Origin of the sequence: Aeromicrobium panaciterrae, assembly GCF_031457275.1 — a bacterium.
GTDB lineage: Bacteria > Actinomycetota > Actinomycetes > Propionibacteriales > Nocardioidaceae > Aeromicrobium > Aeromicrobium panaciterrae_A.
In genome coordinates, this window is the sequence record NZ_JAVDWH010000001.1 from 300,656 (window position 1) to 312,545 (window position 11,890).

General features: G+C 64.7%; 13 protein-coding genes. 4 read left to right on the forward strand and 9 right to left on the reverse strand.

Annotated features, from left to right (window positions below):
* Nucleotides 1-32: 32 nt before the first annotated feature.
* From J2X11_RS01500 to J2X11_RS01510, 3 genes are all read right to left on the reverse strand, one after another.
* Entirely contained in the window at nt 33-2,477 is a 2,445-nt protein-coding gene (locus J2X11_RS01500; protein ID WP_309972263.1) for a glycoside hydrolase family 65 protein, read from the reverse strand.
* Nucleotides 2,478-2,512: 35 nt separating this feature from the next.
* Nucleotides 2,513-3,223, reverse strand: coding sequence for an HAD family hydrolase (locus J2X11_RS01505; protein ID WP_309965812.1), 711 nt, complete (start codon nt 3,221-3,223; stop codon nt 2,513-2,515).
* Between the two features lie 65 nt (nt 3,224-3,288).
* Nucleotides 3,289-4,503, reverse strand: a complete 1,215-nt coding sequence (locus J2X11_RS01510) for a fibronectin type III domain-containing protein (protein WP_309965815.1) — start codon at nt 4,501-4,503, stop codon at nt 3,289-3,291.
* A gap of 143 nt (nt 4,504-4,646) precedes the next feature.
* Here J2X11_RS01510 and J2X11_RS01515 point away from each other — a divergent pair, with 143 nt between their 5' ends.
* Together J2X11_RS01515 and J2X11_RS01520 are read left to right on the forward strand one after the other, a co-directional pair.
* A complete protein-coding gene (locus J2X11_RS01515) occupies nt 4,647-5,828 on the forward strand; it encodes an arginine deiminase (RefSeq protein WP_309965818.1) in 1,182 nt (393 codons plus the stop codon).
* A gap of 4 nt (nt 5,829-5,832) precedes the next feature.
* Nucleotides 5,833-6,747, forward strand: a complete 915-nt coding sequence (locus J2X11_RS01520) for a sigma-70 family RNA polymerase sigma factor (protein ID WP_309965821.1) — start codon at nt 5,833-5,835, stop codon at nt 6,745-6,747.
* Here the strand turns inward: J2X11_RS01520 and J2X11_RS01525 are convergent.
* The 3 genes from J2X11_RS01525 to J2X11_RS01535 form a co-directional block, all read right to left on the reverse strand.
* On the reverse strand, nt 6,716-7,309 hold the full coding sequence (locus tag J2X11_RS01525) for a carboxymuconolactone decarboxylase family protein (protein WP_309965824.1): 594 nt from the start codon (nt 7,307-7,309) through the stop codon (nt 6,716-6,718). The genes J2X11_RS01520 and J2X11_RS01525 overlap by 32 nt on opposite strands.
* 75 nt (nt 7,310-7,384) lie before the next feature.
* Nucleotides 7,385-8,221, reverse strand: a complete 837-nt coding sequence (locus tag J2X11_RS01530) for a DUF5926 family protein (protein WP_309965827.1) — start codon at nt 8,219-8,221, stop codon at nt 7,385-7,387.
* Nucleotides 8,222-8,255: 34 nt separating this feature from the next.
* The gene (locus J2X11_RS01535) at nt 8,256-8,651 is read right to left on the reverse strand and encodes an ATP-binding protein (protein WP_309965830.1); all 396 of its coding nucleotides are present in this window, start codon (nt 8,649-8,651) and stop codon (nt 8,256-8,258) included.
* 160 nt (nt 8,652-8,811) lie between these two features.
* Here J2X11_RS01535 and J2X11_RS01540 point away from each other — a divergent pair, with 160 nt between their 5' ends.
* Nucleotides 8,812-9,129: a rhodanese-like domain-containing protein gene (locus J2X11_RS01540; protein ID WP_309965833.1), complete on the forward strand. Its 318-nt coding sequence runs from the start codon at nt 8,812-8,814 to the stop codon at nt 9,127-9,129.
* A gap of 52 nt (nt 9,130-9,181) precedes the next feature.
* Here J2X11_RS01540 and J2X11_RS01545 read toward each other — a convergent pair whose 3' ends face one another.
* The 3 genes from J2X11_RS01545 to J2X11_RS01555 form a co-directional block, all read right to left on the reverse strand.
* Entirely contained in the window at nt 9,182-9,463 is a 282-nt protein-coding gene (locus tag J2X11_RS01545; protein ID WP_396127843.1) for an HU family DNA-binding protein, read from the reverse strand.
* Between the two features lie 97 nt (nt 9,464-9,560).
* The gene (gene aat, locus J2X11_RS01550) at nt 9,561-10,148 is read right to left on the reverse strand and encodes a leucyl/phenylalanyl-tRNA--protein transferase (RefSeq protein ID WP_309965835.1); all 588 of its coding nucleotides are present in this window, start codon (nt 10,146-10,148) and stop codon (nt 9,561-9,563) included.
* 65 nt (nt 10,149-10,213) lie between these two features.
* Nucleotides 10,214-11,179, reverse strand: a complete 966-nt coding sequence (locus tag J2X11_RS01555) for a phosphotransferase (protein WP_309965838.1) — start codon at nt 11,177-11,179, stop codon at nt 10,214-10,216.
* A gap of 40 nt (nt 11,180-11,219) precedes the next feature.
* On the opposite strand from J2X11_RS01555, the gene J2X11_RS01560 reads away from it, so the two are divergent.
* The gene (locus J2X11_RS01560) at nt 11,220-11,888 is read left to right on the forward strand and encodes an EcsC family protein (RefSeq protein WP_309965841.1); all 669 of its coding nucleotides are present in this window, start codon (nt 11,220-11,222) and stop codon (nt 11,886-11,888) included.
* Nucleotides 11,889-11,890 lie beyond the last annotated feature (2 nt).

Genomic DNA, 11,890 nt, shown 5'->3' on the forward strand with positions numbered 1-11,890 from the left:
CTAGAAACCGCCGAAATCGTGCTCAGTATGCGTCAGGTGCCGGGGACGATGGCGGCGATGATGGTGCCGTCCGAGCGACGGCGGCCAGGCACGGGAGGCGGTTCACCGTTCAGGCGTGGACCCTGACCTTTGAGCGGGACGGTGACCGGGTCGCCCGGGAGGACAGTCACATCTTCACCGCGTACGCGCAGCGTTGCCTGCTTGCCGTCTTCGATCTCGAGCTCAAGCTCATCCGCACGTACGGTCACCTTGACGCGGGTGCCGAGCAGCGTGACGCGGTAGGCCAGCGAGTCCCACGTCTCGGGCAGACGCGGGTCGATGCTGAACACGCCACCGTGATCGCGGAAGCCACCGAAGCCGGCGACCAGCGAGCTCCACACGCCACCGGTCGACGCGACGTGCACGCCGTCCGAGGTGTTCTGGTGACGGTCAGCGAGGTCGACGAACAGCGCCGACATGAAATAGCGCAGAGCCAGATCGTGATAGCCGACCTCGGCCGCGATGATCGACTGCACGACCGCCGAAAGCGTTGAGTCGCCCGTCGTGATCGGGTCGTAGTACTCGAAATCTGCGCGCTTCTCCTCGGCACTGAACTCATCGCCCTGCAGAAACAACGCCAGTACGACGTCTGCCTGCTTGAGCACCTGGAAGCGGTAGATCACCAGCGGGTGGTAGTTCAGCAGCAGCGGTCGCTTCTCCAGCGGCGTGTTCTCGAGATCCCACACCTCGCGCTCGAGGAAGTGCTCGTCCTGGGGGTGCACGCCGAGGTGCTCGTCGAACGGAATCGCCATGTCATCGGCTGCACGCTCCCACGCGACGATCTCGGACTCTTCGAGCTCCAGTCGAGAGACGACCTGGTCGTACTCGACGCCATCACGAATCGCGAGCTCACGTACGGCCGCCGCGGCACGGCGCAGGTTGAAGCGCGCCATCACGTTGGTGAAAAGGTTGTCGTTGACGACCGTCGTGTACTCGTCTGGGCCGGTCACCCCATGAATGTGGAATGTGCCGTCCTCTTCGTTGCGCCAGAAGCCGAGGTCAACCCACATACGAGCGGTCTCGACGAGCATGTCGATGCCCTCACGAGTGAGGAAGTCGATGTCGCCAGTGGCTGCGAGGTACTGACTCAACGCATACGAGATGTCGGCGTCGATGTGATACTGCGCGGTGCCGGCGGCGTAGTAGGCCGAGGCCTCCTCGCCGTTGATCGTGCGCCACGGGAACAGCGCGCCCTTCTGCGCCAGCTCCTTCGCGCGCTTGCGGGCCGCGTCGAGCAATGTGTAGCGGAAGCGCAACGCGTTGCGGGCTGCCCGCGGCGTTGTGTACGTGAGGAATGGGAGGACGTAGACCTCGGTGTCCCAGAAGTAGTGACCGCCGTAGCCCGAGCCAGTCACACCCTTGGCCGGGATACCGGTGCCCTCCGCGCGAGCCGATGCCTGGGCGATCTGGAAGAGGTTCCAGCGGAGCGCCTGCTGCACGGCCGGCTGACCCACCACTTCGATGTCGGAGCGAGCCCAGAACTCGTCGAGGTATGCGCGCTGGTCGGCGAACTGTTTGTCGAGCCCTTCCTCCTGCGCCCGATCGAGGGTGCGTCGGCAACGGTCGAGCAATTCGCGCGACGGGACGCCGCGAGACGTGTGATAGCTGACGAGCTTGGTCAGCGTGATCGGCTGCCCCGGCTCAGCATCAATCCGGTACGTCAGCTTGGCCAGGTCATCGTCGGTCTGTATGCGCTTGGAGTAGGCGTTGGCTGTCTCGAGCCGGTGATCTGCGGCGACGGCGAGCGTCATACCGCTCTCGGCGCACTTGTAGCCCAGGGTGACGCGGCCGTCGGCGAGGTTGCCAGAGTTGCCCTCCGGAAGCAGCACACGGTGGCGCATCTCGCTGGCCTTGCGCGGGTCGACTCCTTCACCCATCGCCATCGAGCGAACGTGGTACTCGTCCTCGCCGTCCTGACGGTTGAGGATCTGCGACGAGATTGCGACCGGCGCGTAGTCGTCGAGCATCGTGACCTCGAAGGTCAACACTGCGAGGTGACGCTGGGTGAACGACACCATGCGTCGCGACTTGATCTGAACCCGCTTGCCACCGGGCGTACGCCACAGGATCGATCGGGACATGACACCCGAGCGGAAGTCGAGGTCACGCTCATACTCGACCAGATCGGCGATCGGCAGCAGAAGCGGCTCGTCGTCGACGTACAGCCGGATGACTTTCGCGTCGGGAGCGTTGACGATGGTCTGGCCGACCTTCGCGAAGCCAAAGGCTTCTTCGGCGTGATGGATCTGCCAGGTCTCGTGGAAGCCGTTGATGAACGTGCCGTGCGAGAAGGAGTCACGGCCCTCGTCGACATTGCCGCGCATGCCGAGGTAACCGTTGCCCACCGAGAACAGCGTCTCCGTCGTGCCGAGGTCGGCGGGGTTGATGTGGCGCTCGATGAGGCGCCACTCGTCGACCGGGAACCGGGCGCGATCCATGAACTCGTGGTGCGTCGGCGCAACGTGGCTGGGGCTCACAGAAGCTCCTCCAGATCGTCGACGACGATGTCCGCACCGTGCTCGAGAAGTGCGTCTGCGCCGACGCCGCGGTTGACGCCAATCACCAGGCCGAAGTCGCCGGAGTGGCCAGCAGCGACACCCGACAGCGCGTCCTCAAGTACGACCGCGCGCTCCTTGGGTACGTCGAGCTGGCGGGCGGCGTCCAGGAAGGTGTCCGGTGCGGGCTTGCCGGCGAGGTAGCGCTCGGCAGCGACACGGCCGTCAACGATGACCGGGAAGTAATCGATCATCTCGGCTGCCCTGAGCACGGCAGGCGCATTGCGGGAGCTCGACACGATCGCGACCTGGATGCCGCGATCGACCAGTGCCTGTACGAGCTTGACCGAGCCCGGGTAGGCCTCGACGCCCTCGGTCTCGAGAATCTGCTCGAACACGACGTTCTTGCGGTTACCGAGGCCTGCGACCGTTTCGGCCGTCGGCTCATCGGTCGGCTTGCCCTCAGGCAGGTCGATACCTCGCGACTCGAGGAAGCTCCGTACGCCGTCGTAGCGCGGTTTGCCGTCGACGTACGTGAAGTAGTCGGCGTCGACGTACGGCTCGGCGACACCCCGGTTCGCGAGGAATTCACCAAACATCTGCGCCCAGGCGCGCATGTGTACGTCGGCCGTCGGCGTGATCACGCCGTCAAGGTCGAACAGGGCGGCGTCGTAGTCGTTCCAGTCCACACATCAAGCGTACGGCCGCCATGTTGCCGAGCGATGTCCAACGCCCAACGTCACGCTTAACGCTTCTACGAAGCGGTCTTGACCAGGATGCTCGGAGTGAATGCCGACTGGACGCCATCGGCGCTGATTGCCGCCACCCAGATGCGGTACGACCTTGCGCGAAGCAGCCCCGTGAGCAAGTACGTCGAGACGTCGCCGACCACGACATTCGTCTTCTCCGTGGCATTTGCGAGCCGGTAGCTCACGACGTATTTGGTCGCGCAGAAGGCCTTGGTCCAATTGACCCTGATCTTCGAAGTCGTCACTGACGACGACGTCAGGCCGGTCGGCACGGACACTGAGCATCCAAGCGCCGCCGACGTCGCGCTCTGGCTCGCTGCCGACGTGTATCCGGTCTTGGTGCCGGTGACCTCAACCTTGAGAGTCTTTCCGTACAGAGTCTGGTCAGGGACGAAGGTCTTGGTCGTCACGCCGGGGATCAGCGTGCCATTGGCGAACCACCGGTAGCTGTAAGCCGTTGGGAGGGGTGACCAGGATCCGGGGTTGGCTCCGATGGTCTGTCCCACCTTGAGGGTTCCGTAGATCGTGGGAACGCCAAGGTTGGTGATGACGCCAGGCTGGACTGCGGTGCTGAGCGCACTCGTAGCGGCGCCCGTGACATACCCGGCCTTCGCGGCCGTCACGCGAACCGAGATCTGCTTGCCGACCTCGGCTGCCGTCAGCTTGTACGTCGTGGCGGTGGCGCCAGCTATTGCCACACCGTCAGCGAACCATTGGCGCGCGTAGGTGGAGCCACTCGGCGACCAGGTGCCTGTACTGGAACCGACCGTGTTGTCGATCTTGAACGTCCCGGTGAGCGTGGGCAGGGTCAGATTTCGGACAGTCGGGTTGTCGACTGCTGCGGTCTGCGCGCTCGTGGCAGTACCGGGCGTGTCAAGGAATCCCGACCCGGTCACACGGACCGAGAGCTTCTTGCCGAGTAGAGCCGACGTCACGGGCAGGCTTGCGGCCGTGGCGTTGGCGATATCTGCTCCATCGGCCAACCACTGGTAGGCGAACGTGACTCCCGAGGACGGATTCCATGTTCCGGGCGAGGCAGTGACAGTGCTGCCAACCTCGGGAACTCCTCCAGCGGCCACGGTGACCGTCGGCGGGGAAGTGTTGGTGATCGTCTGAAGAATGGCCGCGGCAGGCGACGAAACGAGAACCGGAGCGATGGCGACCAATACGACGGCCAAAGCAAGTGCACGCAGACGAGAGCGGGCGGGGAATGCGGACATTGGGAGTCTCCTCGAGAGTGCGGCGTAAGAACGCCATCCCTGACGCTAAGTGAAGTCCGATGCCCGCGCAGCCAAACTCGCGGAATCGCGAGCACGTCACAGCCACACATGCTCAAGACACCTCGCTTCACTAGGGTGTTGGAATGGCGTTGGGTGCAGACAGTGAAGTTGGTCGGCTGCGGACGGTCATGTTGCACCGCCCGGGTCCTGAGCTCGCACGACTGACTCCGCGCAACAACGACTCGCTCTTGTTCGACGGCGTGCCTTGGGTTGGCCGCGCACAGGAAGAGCACGACGCGTTCGCCCAGGCGCTTCGCGACCATGACGTCGAGGTCCTCTACTTGATGGACCTGCTTGCCGAGTCCCTGATCGAGGCCGACGTACGCGCCGGGATCATCGAGGCGACGACCTCGAGCCTGCGCCTCGGCGACGGGCTGCGCGGCCACATTGCCCGCGTCATGACCGACCAATCACCGGCCGAGCTCGCCCTGACGCTGACGGCCGGCTTGCGCAACGACGAGGTGACGAGCTTCCGCAGCATCGTCACCAGCCTGCTCCCGTCCGAGAGCTTCTTGATCGATCCCCTGCCCAATCTGTTGTTCACTCGCGACTCGTCGGTCTGGCTTCCGGGTCGCGTCGCGATCACCAGCCTCGCGATGCCGGCCCGCGTACGCGAGACCCAGCTGACCGGCCTGATCTACGAGCACCATCCCCGATTTGTCGGAACGCCCCGTGCACACGGACCTCATCTCGAGCATCTCGAAGGCGGCGACGTCCTCCTCCTAGCGCCCGGCGTCTTCGCAGTCGGCGTCGGCGAACGTACGACTCCCGCTGGCTTCGAGCGATTCGCTCGCGAAGTGCTCGAGGGCGGCCTTGCCCGTACGGTGCTCGCCGTTCCGATCGCCCAGGAGCGCGCCACAATGCACCTCGACACCATCGTGACGATGGTCGATGTCGACACCGTCGTGATGTACCCCAACATGGCGAGCAACCTGCGCGCTCACCCCGTCACGCTGGTGAACGGTGAACTCGTCGTCGGCACTGAAGCGTCGTTCTTCGATGCCGCTGCCGAGGCGATGGGGATCGACAAGCTGCACCAGATCGACACCGGTCTCGATCCAGTCACGGCCGAGCGCGAGCAATGGGATGACGGCAACAACACCTTGGCGATCGGTCCCCGCCTCGCCGTCGCGTACGAACGCAACGAACAGACCAACGCACGCCTCGAGGAGCACGGAGTCGAGGTCATTGCGATCAGCGGCTCCGAGCTCGGATCGGGACGCGGTGGCCCCCGTTGCATGTCCTGTCCGATCGACCGCGACTGAGCCAATGCAGACAGCAACTCTTGAAGCCTTCGAGACCGAGCGGCCTCGACTGCTCAACGTTGCCTACCGGCTGACCGGAAGCGTGGTCGATGCCGAGGACGCCGTGCAGGACGCCTGGCTCAGGCTTGAGCGGACCGACGCGGACATCAGCAACCTGCAGGCCTGGCTCACTACCGTCGTCAGCCGGTTGTGCCTCGACCGACTGGGTTCAGCCGCCAAGCGGCGGGAAACGTACGTGGGGCAATGGTTGCCTGAGCCCGTCGTGACGGCGTTCGACGCTAAGGACGATCCGCTCTCCGCCCTCGTTCGCGATGAGGATGCTCGGTTTGCAGCGCTGGTCGTCCTCGAGGTCCTGCCACCCGCGCAACGCGTGGCATTCGTACTCCACGATGCCTTCGACGTGCCCTTCGATGAGATCGCCGAGGTGCTCGACGTCGATCCGGCCAACGCCCGTCAGCTCGCGTCGCGAGCGCGTAAGGCCGTTGCTGAGCCGCCACCTCCCGTCACCGACGAGGAACACCTCGCAGCGGTCACCCGATTCGTTGAGGCAATGGCCACCGGTGATCTCAAAACCATCATCGCGACGTTGCACCCCGATGCGATCGTGATGGGCGACGCCAACGGCACGACGAACACCGCGGTCAACGTGATCCACGGAGCCGAGAAGTTCGCACGCTTCTACATCGGACTGATGAACCGCTACGGCCCAGATGCACTCCTGGCGATGACACCGGTCCTGGTGAACGGGGAACTTGGCTTTGTTACGTACGGCTGGACCGGCGAGACCGACAAACTCAGCTCGCCGCCGCGGGTTGCAGCGTTCGCAGTCCGCGACGGCAAGGTCTGCGCGTCGTACGACATCGCCAACCCCGGGAAGCAAGGCGGCGTCAAGCTTCCTGACTGGCCAGCTCGTCCGTAGCCCACGGAACCCGGCACGCATCGCCAGTGCTGAAGCCTTGATCCGTGATGCCAAGTGCGTGGTTCATCCGAGCTCGCTGGTTCTCGTGGGAGATTTGGTAGGTCAGTTCTAGGACGCCAGCGTTGCCGTACTTCTCGACGAGCGACGCGACCTGTTCGTCCGTCACGGTCGTTGGGGTGGCGGTGATCGCGTCTGAGTAGCGGATGACTTCGCGCTCGGCCTCGGTGTACTTGTCCGAGTTCTCGAATTCACCGATCTCCTTGAGCCGATCGACGTCGAGCTCGTCGAGCCGCATCAGCATCGAGCCGAAGTCGACGCACCACGAACATCCAACGGTCCACGCTGTGCGGTAGACCGCGAGCTGGATCAGCGACTCGGGTACGACGTGCATCGCCTTCTGCAGCGCGAGTTCGTGACGAGCCGCGAGAACGAAGAGCTTGCGATGGTGCGCCATCACGGCGAACGGTTCGGGCACCTCGCCGACTTGCTTGCGGGCCATCCGGTACCCGACCTTGATGATCGGTCCGGCGTCCTGGGGGCTGAGGGCGGGAATGCGAGACATTGGGTGACTCCTGTCCTGCGGCGCCGGTGCGCCACTCACCCCTCAGACGACGTACCTCGCCACGATGTGACAGGACTAGCGGATCGTCACCTGGCGGCTTGTGAGGGCACTGCGTGCTGACCGCTGCTCGGCAGTCAGCGGGCTGTCGTCTGTGAGCGCCTCATCGAGTCGCTTGGCGAACTCGGCAGCGGGCTTCTCCACACCGGCAGCGTCGACCTCGAACTCCCAGACCGGTACGAGCAGACCGTGCGCGCGGAAGTGGCCAATCAGCTTGCTGCCATCGCCCAGGGTGTCAGCGCCAGCGACGCGCAAGCGGGCCAAGGCGTTGAGGAGCTTCTGCTCGTCGTGGGTCATGACCCAGCGGAGCCAGCGGTGCGGACTCATCTCAGTCCAGTACGCCGAGTCGACCGAGTCGAGCCGAACGGTCGGTGCGATCGTGTCATTGGCGTCGGCCAGCGCCTCAGCGGTGCCGGGCGCATCGTCCTGGCCTTCGATCCAGTAGTCGAAGCCGTCGTGCATCTGGACATCGAACGGGCTGGCCGGGTCGATCAGGTCCTGCATACGGGCGCCGACGCCCGGGTCGGTCAGCGGGATGGGCCGGCCGGGCTCAGTCTCAAGGCCGGTCTCGACGACGTGCGCCAGATCGCGGCTGATGTCGCCGAAGTTGTGGGCCACCTGCAGGCCGAGCCAGATCTCACCGTCGGGGCGGACGATGCCGGCGCCGGAGCCCGGCAGCGACGAACAGACGCGTACCTTCTGACCGGTCTTGAGCGTCACGTAGGCGGTGGCCGAGGGGACGAACTCGCGCAAGGCGATCCAGTCGGCTTCGCCAGGGAGACCCTCAAAGGTGCGCGCAACGAACGGCATACGTTCTTTGACGGTCTTGTTCTTGTTCCGCGATTTCTTGCCCACGAGGGGCGAGTCTATGCGGGGGGCGGTGCAGTGATCAGTGCAGGCCCATGACGAGCTCGGCGTTGACACGCGTGCCCTGCGACATGTCGACCCACCAACGATCGGCAACCCGATTGATGATCGACAGGCCGCGACCACTCAGCGAATCCTCGTCAAAGTCGACGGGCTTGAGCGGCTCGCTCATGCCGCCGTCATGGACGCTGAGCTCAAGCAGAGTGCCGCTGATGCTCCACGAAATCTCGATGGTGCCGTCCTGCTTCGGCATGCCGTGGCTGACGGCGTTGGCAATCATTTCGCTGATCACGATGAGCGCGTCATCGATGACGGCGTTGGATGCGCGGTGCACGGTCAGAAAGGCTGCAAGCCTCGTCCGAGCGATGCTCGGCGTCGAAAGCTCAAACGGGAGGCGAACGATGTCATGCGACTTCATCTGGACCACCTACCCGAGAAAGCCGGAGCTGCGCAGCGCGCAAGGCTCCGGTGACTGACCTGCATATAGTCCAAAGTAACCATTCGAGGGGGTTCATCGCTACTCGGCGCACCCATTGACCCCTCTCCCACGCTCAATCCCCGTGAGAGAAACTGTACAAATGAACGAACAAAGCGTCCCGACCACGGACATCAATGCGATCCCCGAGTCGATTCCGGCCGATCTCGTCGTGCTCGATGTGCGCGAGCAGCATGAGTGGGATGCCGGACATATCGACGGCGCCATCCACATACCGATGAGCCAGATTCAGTCTCGAGTCGGCGAACTTGACCCGGCGATTCACACCATCGTCGTATGCCACGTCGGCGGTCGATCAGCGCGCGTGACGGGTTGGCTCCATGCCCAGGGACACGACGTCGTCAACCTCACCGGTGGCATGGAGCTGTGGGAAGCAGCCGGCCGACCGGTCGTCGCCTAGGGCAGAAAACAGCGCCACCGGAAAGATCCGATGGCGCTGAAAGGTGCCGCTGCTACTTGGCTGCCGCCTTGAGGCGCGAACCGACGCTCAGCTTGACTCCGTGTCCTGCAGGGATGTCGATCGTCTCGCCGGTCGAGGGGTTGCGGCCCACGCGGGCTGCGCGCTCGACGCGCTCGACGGACAGGATGCCCGGAATCGAGACCTTGTCACCGTTGCCGGAAACAGCCTCGACGAGGATCTCGCTGAACGCAGAAAGTACGGCGTCGGCTTCGGTCTTGCTGGTGCCTGCCTTCGACGCAAGGGCGGCAACGAGTTCGTTGCGGGAAATGGCCACAAATGCTCCTCATGAATGGTGATGTGCGACGTCCAGTCTATGAACTCTCGCCAACAGATCCTTGGCCCCCCGTGGGCCTCCGTGATTGTTACTGCTGCTATCGCGCCCATTCTGACAGAGGTTGCCCAGCGACGAGCGCCGGGAGTGCCTCGAGATAGGTCACGCGGGGCCATTCCACGACGCCGAGCGACTCCAGATGCGGGGTGCACCACTGCACGTCGATCAGTTCACTGTCGCCAACGATCTCGGTCAGCGCGACGAGGGCAACCTTCGACGCATCGGTGACCTTGTGGAACATCGACTCTCCGGCAAAGAGCCCCCCGATGCTGAGTCCGTACAGTCCACCCACCAGGGCACCGTCGGCATCGCGGGTCTCGACGGAATGCGCCCAGCCGAGTCGGTGGAGGTTCACGTACGCCTCGCGGATCGCGCCGTCGATCCAGCTCCCGGGCCGAGTCGGGTCGGCACAAGCATCGATGACTTCCTCAAAGGACTCATCGACGGTCACCGAAAGCTGGCGCACCGACCTCTTCAGGGATCGGGAGACCTTGAGTGTCGACGGCACCAGAATTCCGCGCTGCATCGGCGACCACCACAGCAATTCGCCGTCGTGGGGCATGGGGAACGCTCCATGTCGGTACGCATCCACGATCGTGCCGGGTTCGAGATCCGCCCCGCCCGCCACGCAATCTTCATCCGGCCACTCGTCGGGTTCGAATCTCCACGGCGACGGCGCCAACGGCTGCGGGCTCACGGCTCGAGGACGCGTTTCAGGTGGTAGAGCGGAGCGTCTCCCCACTCTTTCCACTCAGCGGCGGTGGCGTCTGCGAGGCAGGCCCACCAGGTCAGCGCGCGATTGACCGGCTGAGTCAGGGCTGTTGCGTCCCACTGACCGGCGAGCTCGGCGACCGTGAGCCCCCAGACGTCCGTGTAGGCATCGACGAGATCGCCCCAGACGAGTTCCGTACGCGCCTCGATCCAGCCGTACGGGACGCTGAGCACCTCAGCAGCATGCGACCACTGGCCGTCACCGAAGTCGAAGATCCTCAAACCCGCATCTGCGGGCGCGAACACGTTCCACGGGTGAAGGTCGCCGTGCTGCCACGTGGCCGGTAGTGGTCCCTCGACCAGCAACTGCGCCGCGTCTGCGATGGCATCGCGCTTGGCTCGCAGCTCACGCTCAAGGTCCGGCGAAACATGTGACGGATGGTCGTCAGGAAGGCCTGCGAACGTGTCGACGATCCGGTCGAATCGTTCCGGCACTGTGATTGGCGAGCAGTCCGGCAGTCCGGTGGCAATCAGGTCTTGACGGTGATCGGCCACCACGCGCTGGATGCGCGCCGTCTCGGCGAGCAGCATTCGCCAGTCGTCCGCGGTGGGTTCGTGGCTGTCGCCGAGCGTCGTACCGCGATCTTCGGTCACGATCCATCCACGGTCGGCGTCGATCGCGAACGGCACGTCCACGGCGTCCGGCACGATACGCGCCAGCTCCGCGTGCAGCAGCGGCTCGAATGCCATCGACGCACAGTTGGCCTTGAACCAGAGGGTCCCGGCATCCGTCGGCACGACGAGCTGTGTCGACCACGGGCGCACGCGGGGCTGGGTGATCTCGCCGGTGACCGAACGGCCGCTCGTGGCGAGGTGGTCGCCGATCCAGTCCTCGGCCGTACGGCGCCACTCATCGCTGGCGACGTGCTCAGAGAACGGACGACCCATGCGATCAGCGTAGTAACGAGCGTCCTCCTATGCTTGCCAGATGGGAGTCCGAGGCAAGCTCGCCGCAACTGCGGCCACCAAGCTGGCTCCCCAGGTCGCGTCTGGCTATGTGCGGACGGTGCTCGACCAAGCGATCGACGGCATCGGACCACTCCGTTCTGCAGCGGCAACTGCGGACACCAAGCTCGTCGACCACAACGGTGATGTCGAGTTGGCCGTACGTGGCCTCATCCGTCTTCACTCCGGTCTGGCCGGTGTCCAGGGGTTCGTGACCAACCTCGGCGGATTCGCCGCGATGGCCATCGCGATGCCAGCCAACGTCGTGGGCGTGACGCTCGTGCAGTGCCATCTCGTCGCCGGGATCGCGCACCTGCGCGGCTACGACCTCGAGGATCCGCGCGTACGAAACGCGATCCTCGCCTGCATGCTCGGCGAGGACTCCGTACGCGACCTGCTCAAGCACAAGCGACTTCCATCGTCGCCGATGGCACTGGCAACGTCTCCCGTGCACGACCCCGAACTCGACAACACGCTCTCGCGCGAGGTGACGGCCGAGCTGGTCGCTCGTACGGCCGGCCGCCGCGTGGTGACCTTGATCGGTCGCCGGGTGCCATTCCTCGGCGGTGCCGTCGGCGGATCCAGTGACGCGTACGCAACGTGGCAGATCGGTGCCTACGCCGCCGACGAGCTCAAGGAACGCCGCATCTAGTT